The sequence below is a fragment of the Paenibacillus sp. MDV22-iso6 genome (assembly GCF_058408365.1).
The window spans coordinates 315,279-333,890 of the sequence record NZ_JBZVDZ010000004.1 but is presented as its reverse complement, the minus strand read 5'-3'; the positions used below and the strand labels follow the sequence as shown (position 1 = coordinate 333,890).

The window sequence follows — 18,612 nt, the reverse complement described above, 5'->3', positions numbered from 1 at the left end:
GTTTTTGTAGATGACTTTGTGTCGTCTTTTCATTTTTCTTATACGGGGACTGCTGTTGCAAAAAAATAAAAATATTGGTTAAATTGCAATTTTTGTATTGTCACATCTGATGTTACACGATATAATCAACTTGTATTTCAGGATAAAATTATAAAGGATGGTGAAATTTTGAAGAAATTTTCGATTCTTTTACTCGCTGTAACACTGTTATTGTTGACGGTCTCCACGGCACCCGCTACATATGGTGCGGCCAGTTATCCCAACACAGGCACGAATGGTTTAACAGGTTTTGCCGGTAACGCCAAAAATGAGAGTGGTGTATCCAAATCAGCTACGACAGGTGGTAAGAACGGTCAGGTCATCTACATCAGCAATCTGAACGATCTGCGAACACATATGGCAGGCACAACAGCTAAAATACTGGTTATTGAACAAAATATTTCTTCCTCTACGTTGCAGAAAGTCGAATTTGGATCGAACAAAACGTTGGTAGGCTCCTTTGATAAACACACACTGACGAACATTCATTTCAGATCGACGTCCAGCTCAAGCAATGTCATTTTTCAGAATCTGACTTTTGAACACGCTTCCAATATTAATGCTAACGACGATATCCAGATGTATATTACTTCAGGCTCCAACTACTGGATTGATCACGTGACGTTCTCCGGCCATAGCTACAGCCCGAGCGGAAGTGATCTGGACAAGCTCCTGTACATTGGGGATCGCGCAGATTATATTACGATCAGCAATTCCAAATTTGCAAACCACAAATACGGAATTATTCTTGGATATCCGAATGATGGCAACAGCAGCTATAATGGTGTACCTCATGTAACGATGGCAAATAACTATTTTGAAAACCTATATGTACGTGGTCCTGGTCTCATGAGATACGGTTATTTCCATATCAAAAACAATTACGCCAACAATTTTAACCAGGCCATTACCATTGGCGAGAAAGCACGCATATATTCTGAAAACAATTATTTCGGTGCAGGCGCTGAAAAAGGCGGCATTCTGGATGATAAAGGAAACGGAGAATTTACGGATACAGGCAGCACACCTGCGTTAAGCAGTCCATCCTCTCCTCAAACGAGTTGGAGACCGAGCTCCAACTACAGCTATGAAGTACAGACAGCCAGTTATGCCCGCGAGTTTGTCACCAAGTATTCAGGTTCGTCTAACAACACACTTGTGTTCGGGAAATAAAAGGTAGCTGATCTTCTTAACATGTGAAAGCCCGTATCCCTGATGCGGGTTTTTACTATTTTTTTACTATGGAGAAAACCAAATAAAATTCCTGAAATATAAGTACATATTATATTCCTTCATATATTAAAAATTTATAATAAAATTCCGATATACATTAAGTGTGTTTTCATGTTTATGAAGACCTAATGTACTATAACAAAGCCCTAGGACTTTGCGATTTATTCATAAGCAAGGACCAAAGACTGATAAAAGATAGTACAGAAATGTTTCACCATCGTATTTAATTGATAAAAAGGACGGGAAATTCATGAATCGTTATGACGAAATCATCTGGAAAAGGAACAAGCTGATCTGTATCATCCTGTGGGTTATTGTTGCCATCGGTTTTGGTATGGCCTTTCTGGAACCCAAGCTGCTTGTTTCGAGTGGGGTAGCTATTTTATTCACCGGTTGGGTAACGTACGCCAATATCAAAAAGAAGTATATTCATGTGATCCCGTGGCTTTGTACACTCCTGATTACGGTTTGTGGAGTCTATGCAGGCTGGGGAAGTGTTAACATCACTTTAAGTCTGGTCATCACTTCAGTATTGTTGCTCTATCCAGACAAGAAACTGTTCACTACCGGATTTTTCGTGTTGTTTATCATCAGTATTATTCAGGTCGTTCTGGTGGAGACAAAGAGCTCCGAGGAATTTATTGGCCATATTGTTGATGTAGGATTGTTTGCGCTTACGGGAGCCATTCTGATGCTGGTTTCCCAGTTGAATCAAAGACTCTTTTGGGATAGCGAAGCGCGTTGGCAAGAAGTAGAGCATTCCAAAATGAGAGTGGAAACAATGCTTGTAAGGGTCAAAGAATCTGTAGAGGGCCTATCTCGTTATACGGATCAACTGAAGCAAAAAGTAACCGACACCGGCTCCATTACCCATGAAGTAACGCTTGGATTCAGCGAGGTGGCCAAAGGGGTTGAATTCCAGGCCACCAGTGTGGCTGAAATTTCAGAGTCCTTGTCCTTGTCGGATCAGCATATCCGCGATGTTGCTTCCTACTCACTTCAGATGAAAGAACTGTCAGCCAGCATGGCAACGAGCACGGAAACAGGCAGTGCGCAGATGGATCAACTGAATGTTCAGATGCAGGAGCTGTATGAAACGATTAATACCACAGCCGATGATATGAGTAAGTTTAACGAGGAAAGTGAGTCCATGTCGCTAATGCTGAACAGCATCTTGGATATTGCGAACCAGACGAATCTGCTTGCGCTCAATGCAGCGATTGAAGCAGCCCGTGCAGGTGAACATGGACGTGGGTTTGCAGTCGTTTCGGAGGAAGTTCGCAAGCTGGCAGAACACTCCGGCCATTCGGCCAGTGATATTGCTGCTATTTTGTCCCGTTTGAGAGGACAGACACAGGCGTTGACGGATCGGTTTGGGCGTATTCGACTCGCTTTGGAAGCAGGAAAAGACAGTGTGCAAACGGCAGAAGAAGTTTTCCGTACGATCAACAGCAATTCTCAGCAAGTATTGAATCAGGCCGCAGATATCGAGAGTAGTTCAGTCACCATGAGGGAATCCTCTACGAAAGTGGTTAATGAGGTTTCAGAAATTTCAAGTGTGACTCAGGAATCGAGTGCTGCTACGGAAGAAATTCTTGCCAGTATGGAGGAACAGCGCAACCTGACCGAGAAGATGGTGGACAGCTTCGGAGAACTGGAGCAACTGATTGTGGACCTGAACGAGTTGGTATCCGATAAGAACGAAGTAGGTTCTGCAACGGGTACGCTGTAAAATACTTAGGCTGAAGCTAGCCTACTGCATCGGAGTCACCTGATTACACCAATTTTATATTCGAAGTTCAGTTACTGAGCCTGTCTCCAACCATGATGTGGGGGCAGGCTTTTTTTGTTTTTAGATAGCTTATCTCTCCGCCCGTTTTTAACGAAACAATTGTGGATGCTCATCCAGGCCCATTATAATGGGAGGAATAGGAATTTGTAAAAAAACAATTGATGGCAGGAAGTTTGGGTAATTGGGGGAGCAGAACGTGAAGAATGCACTAATGGAAAAGAAGACGGATAGCCGCGATCTTACAGATCCAGCGAAGAATGAAAGACGCGATAGTCGCGTTCGTTTCTATGATCTGAATTCGCTCCAAGATATGGACTGGCCTAACACCGAGGATGGTAGAGATGCAAGAGCGTATTTGGAACCCATGATGTTACAAGGGACGCGGGACTTCATTATAAATGTAAACACAACCTTACTCATTGCTCGAATTGACGATCTAGTGCTTCCGTTGACGGTAAATGATGCAGAGTATGAAAATTCTTACGTTTGTTCACCTTATACGCATTATGTGAGGTATGCCAAGCAGGAGTTGACGATGCTTCGGAAACCGTTGCTGGAAAAGGGGCTTTTCGCGCTGCTTAGTGTGGTGGGGTGGGGAATGCGGCAATCACAAATAAACAAGGTTGTACATATCAACAATTGGCTGTTATCAACAAACCTGTATCCAGCCATGTCCGGAGAGCAGGCTGTTTGTCTGCTTGCAGCAGTAAGGGAACGTTATCCTGAGCATGCCGTCATATTTCGCTCCTTGTGCCCAGGGCTTCACTCCGATCTGACGGGAGAACTGAAGCAAGCAGGCTGTCAACTAATTCCGAGCCGGCAAATCTATCTATACCAGGCGAATGATCCGAATTTCGGCAATGCGAAGTCGCGCTGGCTGCTGAAGCGGGATTACGAATTGTTGACCAAGCACGGATATGAATTCGTTTCCGGATCGAATTTGACGGAGGAAGATATTCCGCGAATTGCGGAGCTGTATAGGCTGCTATACCTCGAAAAATACTCTTATGATAATCCGCAATTCAGTGAACAGTTCATTGCGACAGCAAAAGCTTCGGGAACACTGACCTTGTATGGTCTGCGAAAGGAAGGGCGTATAGATGCGATTATGGGATACTTCTGTCGGAATGGGGTGATGACAACGCCGTTATTCGGTTACGATACGGCGCTACCCCAGTCTATCGGACTGTACCGTATGCTATCAGCTTGCCTGATTGGACAGGCCCGTGAGAACGGTCATCTGTTGCATGAGAGTGCTGGTGCTGCGCAGTTCAAACGCAACCGTGGCGCTGTGTCGGATTTCGAGTATTCTGCCGTGTATGAGCGCCATTTGCCAATGAGCAGACGCTGGTGCTGGCTGCTGCTTGAACGGCTTTTGAATCGAGTAGGTGTGCCGCTGATGCGTCGGATGAAGCTGTAAACTTGCACAACAGCGCGCTGACGCCGTCCTATGTGGGGTGCGCGTGTAGGTTTGGCTCCACACACAACAGGTCAGTCATCGTGAAACGTACACTTATTTAGATTCGCCTCAAAAATAATTGCGCCTTAATCATACATGTTCGGCCAACTGCACTTCGAAGCCATCTGGGTCGGTAATGTAAATAAACCTCAGATGCGGATTGGGCTGGACGGGGCCTCGTACAATCGGGATGCCTAATGCGGCGAGTTGCTCCATGGCTTCGTCCAGCGACCTTACCTCATAGCCGATCGAAACACCGGCCTCTGGCTTGAGTGTGGTTTCGCTGCCCTCAATCAGTTCCAGCTTCGTTTCATTTTCTGGTCCGAGCATGGCGATCTGCCGTCCACGGCTTTCGAATCTGCGCTGAATCGGCAGCCCGAGCAAATCGTGGTAGAAGCGGAGCGATGCTTCCAGATCGTGTACCCGCAGTGTGATCCAATTTAGTCTAATCAACATCATGAGCTTCTCCTTTTTTTGCGCCATATTCATCAACGTTATGCTTATTATACGATAAGCTTGTGCGTGGGCCTACCATACCACGTTACCTTTGCCTATAGAAGTTGCACTTAAAAGTGAAATCGAAAAACTGCCCAAGAATATTCTTGGGCAGTTTGGTTAAGAGTGCCGTTCAATGAGCGGGCAACTTTTTTATTGAATCAGATCAATCGCATCCTGTGACACGAAGGGTCCCCATTATGGGCGTGAAGCATGTGTGTAGAAGTAACGCGAAACAGGATTAGCGACCCATAATATAGAATTCGTAGTGTAAAGGTGTATGTATGATGAAATAGAGAGCTTGATGAGAGAGGTGAGTGACCATGATTGATATTATTGCGCTTCGACGAGACCTTCACGAACATCCCGAGCTGGGATTCACCGAATTTCGTACGGCTACCAAAGTCGTGCAGATGTTAACGGAACTGGGTTACCATGTGGCCTATGGAAAAGATGCGATTGATGACACATCGCGGCGAGGTCTGCCAAACCCTGAAGTGTTGGAAGATGCATATCAGCGTGCCATCGATGAAGGGGCAGATTCAGCGATTGTGCAGCAGATGCGAGGGGGATTTACGGCGGTTGTCGCTGAGTTACAAGGAGAAATGGAAGGGCCAACAACGGCGTTCCGTTTCGATATGGATGCACTTCCGATCCGTGAGAGCAAGTCAGACAAACATATACCACAAGCGGGGAAATTTCGCTCCAGTCATGAAGGCATTATGCACGCTTGCGCGCACGATGGACATACAGCCATTGGGCTTGCACTTGCAGAACGTTTGAGTAACCGAAAGTTCGCCGGGAAGATCCGTCTGCTGTTCCAGCCTGCTGAAGAAGGTGTGCGTGGTGCGTATGCCATGGTCGAAAAAGGCATGCTGGAACAGGTGGACCGTCTGTTCTGCATACATCTGGGTACAGGTGTGCCATCCGGTCATGTCAGAGGGGCGTCTGCTGGATTCCTGGCAACGACCAAGCTGGAAGCCCATTTTACAGGTGTGTCTTCTCATGCCGGAGCTACACCGGAGGAAGGACGGAATGCTTTGCTGGGAGCCTCTACAGCACTCCTTAATATTCATGCGTTGCCTCGGTTTAGCACGGCAGATACACGCATTAATGTGGGTATTCTTGAAGGCGGAACAGGGGCCAATATTATTCCCGAGCACGCACGGATGGTGATTGAAACCCGTTCAACGACAGAAGAAACGAATCGTGAGCTGGAGCGACGGGTGCGTCAGATCATCGAGCACAGCGCGGCGATGCATGAGTTAAGCTCTACGGTTGAAGTCATTGGCGGTGCAGTCCCTATTCACTGTGATATGGAGCTTGCAGAGATTGCTGTACAGCAAAGTGAAGGCATCGCAGGATTTACCCATGCGGAGGCTATTTCGGATGGTGCTTCACTCGGAAGTGAGGATGCCAGTTACATGATTAGGCGTGTACAGGAACAAGGTGGGAAAGCAACGTATATGATTATTGGCAGCGAGCTGCCTGCTCCGCATCACCATCCGGAATTCGATATTGATGAAGCAGTGCTAGCTCCTGCGGTGGAACTGCTGGAGAGATTGGCACGAACGCTCTAGAAAGATATAACTACAACCAAGGAGAGGCTTTCACTTACATATCGGTTAAGGAGGTGAACGCGCTTCAAGGCAGGAGCAAGAGCGAACGTACCAATCGCCAGTTGGCTGAAGCGACTGCATAAGCTTTGCAGGCACAGCTCAATGGCGGTGGAACCTTGGAGCAGAGTTGGATGAAACATAAACAAGATCAGGGGTTCAAACCTCAAACATTGCAGCAGACGAAATATGGAGCCATTGATGGAAAAACCTATGAACAATACGGTACGCTCGGCTGGTTAGGTGTTCCTTATGCAGCACCTCCGGTAGGTGAATTACGCTGGAAAGCACCGCGTGAACCGGATGCATGGACAGGGACTCGAACCGCCAAGGAATTTGCTGCGTGCAGCTTACAGTTATCCGGTGAAACGATAGCCGGAAGTGAAGACTCACTGTATCTCAATATTTGGCGTCCAAATACAACCAGTTCGAAGCTTCCGGTTATGGTGTTTCTGCACGGCGGCGGGAATATGACCGGATCAGGCAAGGATTTTCAAGGTGAACAACTTGCGCGTAACACGAACAGCATTATCATATCGGTGAACTATCGTTTGGGAGCTCTTGGATTCTTTCAAAATGCTGCATTGAAAACCGGAAATCCCCTTGATGATTCGGGCAACTATGGCTTACTTGATGCATTCCGTGCACTGCAGTGGGTACAGGATAATATCGAGGGCTTTGGCGGAGATACAGGCAATGTTACGTTGGCCGGGCAGTCGGCAGGAGCACGTAATGTTCTGGCAGCGTTAATCTCACCGCTAAGCAAAGGGCTATTTCAGAAATTAGCTGCTTTCAGTGGTGGTCTGACCACGGCTGCACCGGAGGAAGGCGAACAAAAATCCGAGGATGCATTTGTGAAATTGCTCGTGCAAGTGGGTAAAGTGACCTCTATTGAACATGCGGGAACATGGATCGGCAAGCAGTCTCAGGCACAGCTGGCCAGCTATTTGCGTGAGTTGCCTGCTGACAAGCTGGTCACTGTATATGGTTCAACGGCGATTCGTATGCAGCCATTCCCACATTTGTTCCGTGACGGTACAGTCATTCCGAAAGAGGGATTCGATGCCATCAACAGCGGTAATTATGCACAAGTTCCTGTTCTGCTGGGCAGTTTGGAAACTGAGTTTTCCAGCTTTGCTTTCGGTGATCCATACTTTGTACCCTCATTTCATGATGAAACTCTGTTTACAGATGAAACCAAGGCCGAACAGTATGCCGCAGCTCTGAAATATGGCAGTGAGGCTTATGCAGGCTTCAATGCGGAGCGGGTAGCCGAGCGCCTGACAAGTGAAGCGGGACAGCCACCTGTATACGCCTATCGTTTTGCATGGGGCACAAAGCCTGGGGTCATTTCCGAAAGGCTGCAAACATTGCTGGGCGCACCGCATGGCGCGGATATGGACTTTTACACAGGACACGCAGACGGCGTTGCCGCTCTTTTCCCTGAAGGTTATTTTAGTGAACAGAACAAACCAGGCCGTGAGGCATTGTCTTCCGCGATGGCAGCTTATCTGAAGCAGTTCCTCTATACAGACAACCCGGGTTGTGGTGGATCATCGGAATTGGCCGAATGGACACCTTGGACAAAAGATGCCAAAGCACCAATTATGCATCTGGACGCAACCGATACGACAGCGGAGATCGGCATGTCTACGCATTATAATGTAGGCAAGGACGCCGTGATGGCGAAGATGAAAAAAGAATTGCCAGAGGAAACATACAAGTTGCTGACGAAGAAGGTATTTGCCGGACGTTTTTTCTGGGAATAAGGACGGGATTAAGTCATGCGAAAGGACACGAGAGAATGAGCTCTAGTGTCCTTTTTTAGTTGCGGGCGTATCTCCTCATTCTTCAATGTGAAGATTCCATTTCTACAGGCGGATTCTGGATTTTTTCGGTATGAAGTGTAGTAATTTCGTCATGGGGCTGGTCTAAAAGCAAAAATTGAGGTAGAATTATTGAGAATTATTCTCAATTAGACAAATCTCTTTCTGGAGTTAAGATCAAGTTATAGACGAGGTGAGAACACATGGGTTTCGATTCGTTAGCCGTTGTATACCAACATTATTTAACGCAGGAACCATTCAGTCAGCAAGATGAAAATACGTACCTGCTCTCTGCTAAAGCGGGCAGTGGCAATATAAAAAGAGTAACCACGTATAGTGGTATCGAAATTGTGTATTCTCAGATTAATTATAGTGAACCATGCTCTACGTTCTTTGCATCGAATATTCCCATCATTGAGCTGCAATTTGCCTTGTCAGGTGCGCGCTATGTAGACATATCCGGTCAGCAATATACGCTGCCCACTGGACAGGGAGCACTCATCATGATGCGTGATTTTGAAGCCTGGTTCCATCCGCCTGCGCAGGAGAACTATACTTCTTTTGCCATCGGAATTCCGATCTCGTTGTTCAATTATGCTGGCGCACAATTGGCAACGAGCCAGTCCATTCGTTTTCAGGACATTTTGGGACATTGTGTGTTCAAACCCATCATATTTCAGCTGGATCACAGAATTCGAACGATGATTGAAAGTCTGATTGGGGAATTGAACAACCCCTATAGATCTTCCTTAATGATGGAAGCGACCGCATTGGAGATATTGAATCGGTTTATGATTCAGCTGTTTGATCTGGCTCCTATTCCTTCGGGATTTTCCAGAGAGGATATAAGGAAGCTGCATACCGCCCGGGAGATTATGGAGGCAAGTATGGTGGACCCTCCATCCCTGCTGGCGTTGTCCAAACAGGTGGGTCTGAATGATTTTAAATTGAAAAAAGGCTTTAAGGCGCTGTTCGGCACTACCGTATTTGAATATTTGCGCCAGATTCGTCTCGACAACGCCATGAAATTGCTGCGCAGTCAAGAGAATAACGTCACTGAGGCAGCGATAGCGGTTGGTTACAGTAACATCAGTGCATTTTCCCAGCAATTCTATCGCAAATTCGGCGTGAAGCCATCGGAAATGAAAAAAATATATTAATAATCCGTCTAACCGTTAATTGTTCCGTATGGAGGCAGTCGAGATTCTCTCAGCCTTGTATACTCCAGGTACAGTGGATACTGTACTGAAAAATAAAGGAGTGTATGAGCGTGAACAGAATCAGAGGAAGTATCTTTTTTAGCGTATTTGCAGCCATGTTGGGTCTTATGCTTATTGCTCCCATTATGCCGCCACTTATTCGTGAGCTGGGGATGAAAGAAAGTCATTCCGGGCTAATTATTTCACTCGGGTCCATCGCCATGGCTGTGATGGGTCCGGTATGGGGCAGATTCAGTGATCTGAAAGGCAGAAAACCAATCATATTGATTGGATTCATAGGCATGTCCATAAGTTGTGCGTTGTTTGCATTGGCGATGTATAGTGGATTAAATGCGTGGATCGGAGGGGGACTTTTGTTAACCCTTCTGATTGTAACGCGGAGCTTGATTGGTATGTTCATTCCGGCAGTGCTATCCTCTTCACAGGCATATATGGGAGATGTGACGGAAGGAGAAGAACGGGGAAGCGGGATGGCGATTATTAGTGCCGCCAATGGGCTGGGACTTGTATTTGGCCCTGCGATTGCAGGTGCTTTTACCATAATCGGTCTGTTGTGGCCGCTTTATTTTGGTATTTTTATTGCGGTTGCGGCGTTTATCATTGCTTTGTTGCTCATTCCTGCTGCCAAGCCGGTCATTCAGGAGAAAGCGCCCAAGGTTAACCCGCTCCAACGCGGTTTGCGTATGTATCTTGCTGCCGGGTTGGTTACGATGATTGGCATTATGACGGTACAGGTTGTAGGTGGATTTTATTTTCAGGATCAACTCGCATTATCTCCAGGGGCTACAGCCCGAATGGTTTCGTTCGGACTGATGTTCTCCGGGGCTGCGATGCTGATCATGCAGGTGATCCAGATGAAGTGGTTGAAATGGCAGCCGCGGCCGATGATTTTGCTCGGGTCCCTTTTTCTGCTCGCAAGCATGGTTTTGTTTTTGATCTCCAGTCAATTGGTCATCTATTATCTCTCATTCTTCCTGTTCGGCATGGGCTCGGGTCTCATGATGCCTGGTTTCATGGCAGGAGCTTCTCTTTCGGTCAGCAAAGAACAACAGGGCGGCGCAGCCGGATTGGTTGCAGCGATTCAGGGCATATCTGCCGTGATTACCCCTTTACTCACAACAACGTTGTATCAGGTGGATAAACATATTCCATTCATGCTGGTAGCTCTGTTGGTTCTAGTCATGGGTGCAGTCATGTTGGGATCGAGAAAAACTCAAACCCATTCCGTTGCCGGGTAATGTTACTAGCCTAACTGAACCACAACTTTGCGGCATAGAAATCTCGCTGCGAATCCGGTTATCGCGTCCAGTTGCACGCCAATCTGTTCACCCTCGTAAGCGAAGCTGAGCTGCAAGCAGACATTGCTTTCCTCGGCGGGAGAGATGTCCTTAAACTGGACGTCTTCAAAATTAAAGTCGAGGGGCTGTTCCAACCCGTCTGTGGAAGTATGCGTAATCGTCAGGGACAGATTTTCAAACTTATCGCCTTGATCTGCGTTTTGCAGCTTCACATTGGTTAGTTCATCGTAGTGAAAGGGTGGGAAGAACCCCAACGTATCGATCACGTTCTGGGCACCTTCTATGGAATTGAGTGGTGAGAAGATCATTTCAAACTGCCAGGCTTCCATCAATCGTGACTCATACTGGGGGCTTGTGTACAGCAGGATCGAATCAGGTCCGCATTTGATTGCCGTTCCAATAAATGCGGACCAGCCTGCTGTTCCAACCTCACCAACAGTTATCAAAATCTGATCTTGAGCATGCAGCCTTAATTCGCAATCTGAATTGAAGTGCACTCGGTAAGCTGGTACCTTCACCTGCCAAGCCGTATTCGGGGCAAAATAAAAGTCCTCCCGCTTCACAGATTTTATGCTAACGTTCCATGTCCGCTCCTGATTCATGCAATCCCCTCCGATATACATAAGCTTTGAAAACTGGCAAGACACTTCACTTGGCCTTGATCATCTCTCAGCCGCAGCCTGCATCAGCTTGTATATCTGGCGGGTCGTGTTCACGTTCCGGACCGTCATATATTTGTAGACCTTGGAGCCTATGAGCTTGTTCATACCACTTTTGGTGACAAGTTCTTTATTGACGGAATATAAAATGGCTCCGGGAACATATAGCAATGTGTCGATTTCCGGTTTGATGGGCAGTTTGTCCAAAACTGAAACATCATTCACTTCATCCCAGAGGAACATGACATCACTTTTGGCCGTGGCATCATTCGTCCAGTCCTCCGGTAGTCCCTGAATAACAGTTCGAACTTCATCCAGATTACGTACCATCACCTTGATCTGTAAGCCAAAATCGACAGCTATGGCTTGTTCAAGAATCTGGGATAATTCCGTATTCGCATCCACGCGTTCCTGATGATCGACAAAGATAATATTGCCTGAGTTGATATACGTCACCACGTCCAGCAAGCCCGCTTGCTCAAACGTTCCTTTTAACTGCTTCATATTGATTTTATTATTCCCGCCCACATTAATGCCCCGAAGCAAAGCAACATAAATCATGATTCAACCCTCCGTATCTTGTGATCCTTTAATTTCAACAAAATGACAAATACTCGAATAAATGTGCAGTATGCTCTTCTCCCAGTAAATCATTCAATATAGGTTCGACATGCTCCAGATATTCGGGTTTGGTTTCATAAGTTTCCTCGTCCTTCAATTCCCCAGCATAGGCCCGTGCAGCTTCAATCAGGATGGCCAGTGCATTAAAAAACACTGTTAATGAATCGGCAATAAGCTGAGGTTCTTCACCTGCAAAAGCAGCATATACAGGAGAGTTCGGTGCTGCTGTATCTACAATTATCGGATCATCGTTAAAATTCGCAATGACGACATGATTTTTTTGCCAAGAGGCTGACTCCTCATAAGGTTCGTTCATTCCGATCCAGCGGTGACCTAGTTGCTGACGATGGAGATGTTCAGGTGCAACAAAGGAGATTAGAGCTGCATCACCGATCTCGACGGCTGCATTTTTCATTTTGAGTGTGCCCTTGGCCTGTTCATCCATCATCTCGTAGTGGATGTACAGATATTGGAGCTCTGGAGAGAGCGGGATTCGTTCGTCCACTTGCAGCTGGTGTTGTTGTTCACGAGGACGCAGATCATGATTTTTGAAAAGTCCATAAGCTTTATTATATAAATCTTGCTGCTCCACAAAACGGATTAGGGCAGCATTCAGCTGTTCCAAGGTGTCTGATCCCTCCTGGTGTTAGGCTATTTTCAAACAGTTACATTCATTCATAGTCATAAGCATAAGCATATATCAAAATGGGAAAAGCTTACACCCTCTGGTTATATAAATATTCTTTAGTTCAATTTATATAGTAATATTGAATGCGTTTACATTAAACCAGAAAAGTGTTATACTTTTTCTCAAATGAGGATTGTTACTGCTTTGGCAGGCAAAACCTGAATGTCGATATGCGTGGACTCTGTCCAGCTCATATTGATGTTTGGGTTTTTTTGCATTTTACGGACCATATTAAGTAGTAGACCAACATCGCAGACATTCCCAAAAACACATCGCGTGGAACACAAGAAAGGGGAGATCACGAACATGAGTACAAGAAAATGGTTAAACGTTTTGGCGGCTGGCTGCCTCAGTATGATTCTGATTGTCAGTGGATGCGCATCCAAAACACCGCAAACGGCTACTGAAACGCCCAACAAGACGGCAGAACAGGAACAAAATGAATCTACAGAAACGGCAGATCATTCCGCAACCAAAGCGAGAAAGGTGATTACAACCGATGGTGAAGTGGATGATATGAACTCGGTGATTCGTTTTCTATTATATTCTAATGAAATGGATCTGGCGGGCATTGTGCTGACCAGTTCAGTGTATCATTATGCGGGCGACGAGGAAGCAGGAATCAAACCTTTCCGCTGGATAGGTACACAGTGGGTTTACGACATGATTGATGCCTATGGCGAAATTTATCCCAACTTGTCCAAACATGCAGAGGGATATCCGGAGCCGGAACAGCTTCGCAAGATGACCAAAATCGGTAATATCTCCGACAAAGGGGAGATGGAGAAAGAAACAGAAGGTTCCGAATTTCTCCAAACGCTTTTCCTCGACGATGATTCCAGAGATCTGATTGTGCAGACCTGGGGCGGTACAAATACAACAGCCAGAGCACTGAAATCGATTGAAGAACAGTACAAGGGCACATCTGAGTGGGAAACGATTCGCAAAAAAGTCAGTGATAAACTGGTGCTATACATCATCCTCGATCAGGATGACAGCTATAACGACTATATTGCAAAAAATTGGCCTGACATTCGCATTCTGAACGACCAATCGAACTTCTGGCATTTTGCCTATGCGTGGAAATTCCATACAGAGGAAGTCAACAGCAAGCTGCATGGGGATTGGATGCTCAAAAACATTCTGGATGGTCATGGCAAGTTGTTGGATATGTATGCATCCATGGGTGATGGAAAAATGATTGAAGGCGAGCTGGAAGAAGAGCAGCGCGGTAGTGCTGAATATCTGAAGAAGAATCCGCAATATGACAAATACGATTTTATATCCGAGGGTGATTCTCCATCCTTCTTCTATCTAATTGACAATGGGCTGCGCAGTATGGAAGACCCTTCCTTCGGTGGATGGGGAGGACGCTTCGGTGTGGTAAATGACAAGCTGTTCAGGAACAACGTTCTTGATTACGATCCGTATACTAAACGATATGAGGCTGAATACTCTCTGATGAGATGGTTTGACGATATTCAGAATGATTTTGCGGCTCGTGCCGATTGGGCCGTAGCAGATACCTTTGAAGCAGCCAACCATAATCCGTCATTAACGATTAAGGAAGGACTGGATCTGTCCGTCAGTCCGGGTGAGAAAATAACCCTTCATGCCGAAGGAAAGGACCCGGATGGAGATCAGCTCACCTACAAATGGTGGAGATATTTTGAAGCAGATACGTACAAAGATTCCAACGTCCAGGAGGAGAAAGTTCAGCCTGAGATGGCGGGTGATCTGCAACTTGGATTACATCGTGAACTGGCGAAGGGCGAGAAGTTGGATACGATTCAATTGGAGGGCAGTGACACCGATGCTGTATCGTTCAACGTACCTGACGATGCCAAATCGGGCGATACCATTCATATCGTAGCCGAAGTACAGGATGATGGGGAGCATCAGTTGAAGCATTATCAACGTGTGATTCTCACTGTAAAATAGCCAAAAATAAAAAATGAGTACAAAGAGCCCTTTCGTGATGAGAGGGCCTTTTGGCATACAAAGTGGATTGTTCTTTATGTATCCAAAGTAATGAAAATTAATATTTCTTATCCATAACCCAACAATTTCCGATATAATAACCAGATAGGTCAAAGCAAAAGGATACTACCTCAGAGAGGTGATTTGGATGACGATTGACGTCCTCGTGCGTAACAATGTGAAATTGTTGGGAAAAGGCAGCCAAACGATTATTTTTGCACATGGATTTGGGTGTGATCAGGATATGTGGCGCTATATTGTTCCGAGTTTTACGGAGAACTACCGAGTTGTTTTATTCGATTATGTAGGCTCAGGTGAATCTCAAATTAACTATTATGATTCAAACAAATACAGTGATCTTCAAGGATATGCCCAGGATGTGCTGGAGATTATGGAAGCGCTCGACTTGAGAGATGTCATATTTGTTGGACACTCGGTCAGCAGTATGATTGGCATGCTTGCTTCCATTCATGAACCTAAATATTTCAAGCAAATCGTCATGCTGGGGCCTTCCCCGCGTTATGTAAACGATCTTCCGGGTTACTATGGCGGATTTGATCGGCGTGACATTGATGAGCTGCTGGAAATGATGCAGATGAACTTTATTGGTTGGGCCAGCTATCTCGCTCCGATTGTTATGCAGAATCCGGAACGGAAAGAGCTGACGGAAGAGTTGGAAAAAAGCTTCTGTTCGAGAGATCCGCATATTGCCAGACAATTTGCGGAGGTGACGTTTTTCTCGGATTGTCGGAATGAATTGGAGCGTGCCTCGGTACCTACGCTCATTCTTCAATGCTCGGATGACAGCATCGCTCCCGTTGAAGTGGGGGATTACTTGCATGCGCATCTGAAGAACAGTAGACTTCAACAGATGACGGCGAAGGGGCATTATCCACATTTAAGTCAGCCTGAAGAGACAAGCCGCTTCATTAAAGAGTATTTGCAGAGCGTGTAAAGTAAAATGAGAGGAAAGGCAGTTAATCCATGGATATACAATTAGATATGGCACCCTGTGGATACTTCTCCATTTCTGACTCGGGCATCATAAAAACGATTAATCAAACCCTGCTGACCATGCTAGGGTATGAACGCAATGAGCTATTGGGACGGCATATTGAGTCCACTATGTCGGTGACCAACAAGCTGTTTTTTCATACGTATTTCTATCCCTACATCCAGTTATATGGACATGTGGACGAGATGTACTTTACGTTTCGCACCAGTGATCAGCAGGATGTCCCAGTTTTGCTTAACGGGATTCGCCAAACTCGCGATGGGGAAAGCGTAGTAGATTGTGTGGTTGTGGTGATGCGTAAGCGAATTGAACATGAGAAGGATATAATGAACACCAAGACGAAACTTCAGGAACTGTATCAAGCCACAAATGATGCGAACAAGGAACTTGAACGACTGCACGAAGAATATAAGGTGAAGCAGCAGGCGTTAATCAAAGTGAATGATCAGTTGGAGACGATGGCTTCGACGGATCTGCTCACCGGACTCAAGAACCGCAGGTTTTTTCAGGATAAAATGGTGGAAAGTCTGGCACTCTTCCGGGAAACTCAATGTGTTTTCTCCCTTCTGGTCGTTGATATTGATCATTTCAAGAACATCAACGATACGTATGGACATCCGATTGGAGATCTGGTGCTGGGCAATCTGGCAGGCCTGCTGCAATCGGTGTCACGGAGCACGGATGTGGTGGCGCGTTATGGCGGAGAGGAATTTGTCATTATTCTTGCGAATTGTGATCGAGAGCAAGCTGTGGCTACAGCGGAGAGATATCGTTCACAGGTAGATTCCGCCGATTGGGGCGAGTATAACATTACAGTGAGTATTGGCGCAGCTACGGTTTCGCAGGAAGATACAGATCAGTCTTTGTTTCAAAAAGCGGACAAAGCGCTCTATGCCTCCAAAACGGGTGGGCGAAATCGGGTGACCCATGCAGCCGAGCTTGTAAGAAATTAAGGGCTGGGTTAAACAGTTAAACAGGAAAACATTAAGGAGCCTGCATCATAAGGGAAGTGCCCCTATGCGCAAGCTCTTTTATTTTGTTTGAAACGGGACAGCTGACTTGAATTGGTTGTTCTTCTTCCATAATCATTATCGCGGTGCAAGGTAGCCGTATCCTTCGGCGAAAGAACCAGCTCGGAGAGTGAAGTCTTCGTTGGCCTCATCCATAAATTCGGGGTTTACATACAATGATTGTGCCTCATTTCCTGATCCCTCCATGTAGGGGGTGAAGCCGGAATACTCCGTGTTTTTCCATACCCACAGCGTATCTTCTTGTGGTGCAGAGGAGTAGTACACATTGTGATCAAACACATTCCCCGAATTACTGGTGTATTCATTGTAAATGAGCACGTCAGAGCTGCCCGATACGAGAATGTTTCGTTTGAACGTATTGTTCTTCGTTCGGGCTTGCAAGAATAACTGCCCATTGCCTGCATCCAGCAGGTCGTTATCCACTAACGTATTGTACATAATCGTACTGTCCTCCGTAGAACCGCGTTCCTCATCATAGCCGCCCATGGCGATGCCGGTAAGCCTGTTATGAAAAATCAGATTATCCTGCAACGTAATGTGGCTGGTGGAACGCCCAGCATGCTCCGAAGCAATCTCGATTCCGATATCGTTACGATATACCCGATTGTGGTCGATGATATGATTTTTGCCTCCATCTACATAGATTCCCCCGGCAGAATTGCTATCATTGGGGAGGTTCGTTCCATAAGACGGATTAAGATTGGAAGAAATATTATAGACTTCGTTTCCCCGTACAATCCCGTTTCGCGCCTGATCGTAAGTGTCGTCCTCGGAAGTTCCTTCATACCCAATCAGATCAATGCCGATGTTGTCGGTATCATGGATCGTATTGTCGAGTAGGGCAAACGTATCCACATTCCCGTTGACTGCGAGTGACTCACTTGAACCTAGCACGAGATCATACAGTTCATTATCCTTGATGATAATATCCCGTAATGCTTGGGGATGCTCCGTACCATAAATCGCGATTCCATGGGCGTCCCTGCCCTGTAAATTGGGTTCTGAAGGTTTAGCATCATTGGCAATGGAATGAACGGTATTGCCCAGGAGTTGAATGTGCTCTCCTGACCCGTGAACATATATTCCAGTAGGCACTTGTCCCCGAAGTGAGGTTGTAAAGTTGCGAATTTCGAGATTTTGAATCGTAATATAGCTGGCATTTTCGACTTCAATCAAACCCTCTATGCCGCGTACCGACAGACCTTCACCATCAATGATGGCCTTCTCCTGCGGATAGCTGGAAAACAGGGTTGGATTGCCGGAGGAATTACCGCTTCGAGTGATTTTGACTTTTTGGTGATAGACACCTTCCCGCAAATAAACGGTGCTTCCCGGGGGAGCATGGTCGGCAGCATGCTGCAACGTTTTCCAGGGAGCTTGAATGGTTCCTTTGTTCAAATCGTTTCCTTGTGGTGATATGTAATACATCTTCTGGGTATCCGGTACCTGCACAGCCTCGGGAGAAGGGACGGATGAAGTCTCATCCTTCTGACAACCGGTTGCGAACAGGATCAGGGCCAGGAGTGCAATTGTAGTAATACGATACAAGTTGATTCCTCCTCATGAATTGACTATGAAGTTTTATTATAGCAGATTTGAATGGTGAATTAGGGCGTGATATGCTCATACAAAACAAGCAT

At 46.1% G+C, this 18,612-nt stretch carries 15 protein-coding genes; 10 read left to right on the top strand and 5 right to left on the bottom strand.

The genetic code is table 11. The features are described 5' to 3' along the window. Positions 1-168 precede the first annotated feature (168 nt). The 3 genes from AC4PM4_RS13530 to AC4PM4_RS13520 all read left to right on the top strand — a co-directional run bounded on the left by AC4PM4_RS13530 (position 169) and on the right by AC4PM4_RS13520 (position 4,484). Positions 169-1,212, top strand: coding sequence for a pectate lyase family protein (locus AC4PM4_RS13530; RefSeq protein WP_491613822.1), 1,044 nt, complete (start codon positions 169-171; stop codon positions 1,210-1,212). Positions 1,213-1,522: 310 nt separating this feature from the next. Then, positions 1,523-3,004, top strand: coding sequence for a methyl-accepting chemotaxis protein (locus AC4PM4_RS13525; protein WP_090953601.1), 1,482 nt, complete (start codon positions 1,523-1,525; stop codon positions 3,002-3,004). A 256-nt stretch (positions 3,005-3,260) separates the two neighbouring features. Continuing rightward, positions 3,261-4,484 carry a GNAT family N-acetyltransferase gene (locus AC4PM4_RS13520; RefSeq protein ID WP_491613821.1) on the top strand — a complete coding sequence of 408 codons (1,224 nt, stop codon included), beginning with the start codon at positions 3,261-3,263 and terminating at the stop codon, positions 4,482-4,484. A 129-nt stretch (positions 4,485-4,613) separates the two neighbouring features. Here AC4PM4_RS13520 and AC4PM4_RS13515 read toward each other — a convergent pair whose 3' ends face one another. Beyond that, positions 4,614-4,979: a VOC family protein gene (locus tag AC4PM4_RS13515; RefSeq protein ID WP_491613820.1), complete on the bottom strand. Its 366-nt coding sequence runs from the start codon at positions 4,977-4,979 to the stop codon at positions 4,614-4,616. A 362-nt stretch (positions 4,980-5,341) separates the two neighbouring features. Here AC4PM4_RS13515 and AC4PM4_RS13510 point away from each other — a divergent pair, with 362 nt between their 5' ends. The 4 genes from AC4PM4_RS13510 (at position 5,342) to AC4PM4_RS13495 (ending at position 10,918) form a co-directional block, all read left to right on the top strand. After that, the gene (locus AC4PM4_RS13510) at positions 5,342-6,598 is read left to right on the top strand and encodes an amidohydrolase (RefSeq protein ID WP_491613819.1); all 1,257 of its coding nucleotides are present in this window, start codon (positions 5,342-5,344) and stop codon (positions 6,596-6,598) included. 170 nt (positions 6,599-6,768) lie between these two features. Beyond that, positions 6,769-8,403 (top strand): carboxylesterase/lipase family protein, encoded by a 1,635-nt coding sequence (locus AC4PM4_RS13505; protein WP_491613818.1) that lies wholly within the window; start codon positions 6,769-6,771, stop codon positions 8,401-8,403. 260 nt (positions 8,404-8,663) lie between these two features. Next, on the top strand, positions 8,664-9,620 hold the full coding sequence (locus tag AC4PM4_RS13500; protein ID WP_063565397.1) for a helix-turn-helix transcriptional regulator: 957 nt from the start codon (positions 8,664-8,666) through the stop codon (positions 9,618-9,620). Between the two features lie 110 nt (positions 9,621-9,730). Next, positions 9,731-10,918, top strand: a complete 1,188-nt coding sequence (locus AC4PM4_RS13495) for an MFS transporter (RefSeq protein ID WP_491613816.1) — start codon at positions 9,731-9,733, stop codon at positions 10,916-10,918. Between the two features lie 5 nt (positions 10,919-10,923). Here AC4PM4_RS13495 and AC4PM4_RS13490 read toward each other — a convergent pair whose 3' ends face one another. From AC4PM4_RS13490 to AC4PM4_RS13480, 3 genes are read right to left on the bottom strand one after another with little or no spacing between them, the layout of a single operon-like run. Further along, positions 10,924-11,580: a hypothetical protein gene (locus AC4PM4_RS13490; RefSeq protein ID WP_491613815.1), complete on the bottom strand. Its 657-nt coding sequence runs from the start codon at positions 11,578-11,580 to the stop codon at positions 10,924-10,926. A 60-nt stretch (positions 11,581-11,640) separates the two neighbouring features. Then, a complete protein-coding gene (locus tag AC4PM4_RS13485; RefSeq protein ID WP_491613814.1) occupies positions 11,641-12,198 on the bottom strand; it encodes a DUF1697 domain-containing protein in 558 nt (185 codons plus the stop codon). Positions 12,199-12,232: 34 nt separating this feature from the next. Further along, positions 12,233-12,883, bottom strand: a complete 651-nt coding sequence (locus AC4PM4_RS13480; protein ID WP_488731493.1) for a hypothetical protein — start codon at positions 12,881-12,883, stop codon at positions 12,233-12,235. 369 nt (positions 12,884-13,252) lie between these two features. Between AC4PM4_RS13480 and AC4PM4_RS13475 the strand changes: the two genes are divergently transcribed. The 3 genes from AC4PM4_RS13475 to AC4PM4_RS13465 all read left to right on the top strand — a co-directional run bounded on the left by AC4PM4_RS13475 (position 13,253) and on the right by AC4PM4_RS13465 (position 16,894). Then, positions 13,253-14,887 carry a DUF1593 domain-containing protein gene (locus tag AC4PM4_RS13475; RefSeq protein ID WP_491613813.1) on the top strand — a complete coding sequence of 545 codons (1,635 nt, stop codon included), beginning with the start codon at positions 13,253-13,255 and terminating at the stop codon, positions 14,885-14,887. A gap of 187 nt (positions 14,888-15,074) precedes the next feature. Continuing rightward, the gene (locus AC4PM4_RS13470) at positions 15,075-15,881 is read left to right on the top strand and encodes an alpha/beta fold hydrolase (RefSeq protein ID WP_491613812.1); all 807 of its coding nucleotides are present in this window, start codon (positions 15,075-15,077) and stop codon (positions 15,879-15,881) included. A gap of 29 nt (positions 15,882-15,910) precedes the next feature. Beyond that, a complete protein-coding gene (locus AC4PM4_RS13465) occupies positions 15,911-16,894 on the top strand; it encodes a sensor domain-containing diguanylate cyclase (protein WP_274567997.1) in 984 nt (327 codons plus the stop codon). A 135-nt stretch (positions 16,895-17,029) separates the two neighbouring features. Here the strand turns inward: AC4PM4_RS13465 and AC4PM4_RS13460 are convergent, their stop codons facing one another. Then, complete coding sequence (locus AC4PM4_RS13460) at positions 17,030-18,520, bottom strand: right-handed parallel beta-helix repeat-containing protein (protein ID WP_491613811.1); 1,491 nt, start codon at positions 18,518-18,520, stop codon at positions 17,030-17,032. Positions 18,521-18,612: the final 92 nt, after the last annotated feature.

Bases quoted from the DNA above. Each gene is read 5' to 3' on its own strand.
- AC4PM4_RS13525 (WP_090953601.1), top strand. From the start codon at position 1,523: ATGAATCGTTATGACGAAATCATCTGGAAAAGGAACAAGCTGATCTGT.
- AC4PM4_RS13515 (WP_491613820.1), bottom strand. From the start codon at position 4,979: ATGTTGATTAGACTAAATTGGATCACACTGCGGGTACACGATCTGGAA.
- AC4PM4_RS13510 (WP_491613819.1), top strand. From the start codon at position 5,342: ATGATTGATATTATTGCGCTTCGACGAGACCTTCACGAACATCCCGAG.
- AC4PM4_RS13505 (WP_491613818.1), top strand. From the start codon at position 6,769: ATGAAACATAAACAAGATCAGGGGTTCAAACCTCAAACATTGCAGCAG.
- AC4PM4_RS13500 (WP_063565397.1), top strand. From the start codon at position 8,664: ATGGGTTTCGATTCGTTAGCCGTTGTATACCAACATTATTTAACGCAG.
- AC4PM4_RS13490 (WP_491613815.1), bottom strand. From the start codon at position 11,580: ATGAATCAGGAGCGGACATGGAACGTTAGCATAAAATCTGTGAAGCGG.
- AC4PM4_RS13485 (WP_491613814.1), bottom strand. From the start codon at position 12,198: ATGATTTATGTTGCTTTGCTTCGGGGCATTAATGTGGGCGGGAATAAT.
- AC4PM4_RS13475 (WP_491613813.1), top strand. From the start codon at position 13,253: ATGAGTACAAGAAAATGGTTAAACGTTTTGGCGGCTGGCTGCCTCAGT.
- AC4PM4_RS13470 (WP_491613812.1), top strand. From the start codon at position 15,075: ATGACGATTGACGTCCTCGTGCGTAACAATGTGAAATTGTTGGGAAAA.
- AC4PM4_RS13465 (WP_274567997.1), top strand. From the start codon at position 15,911: ATGGATATACAATTAGATATGGCACCCTGTGGATACTTCTCCATTTCT.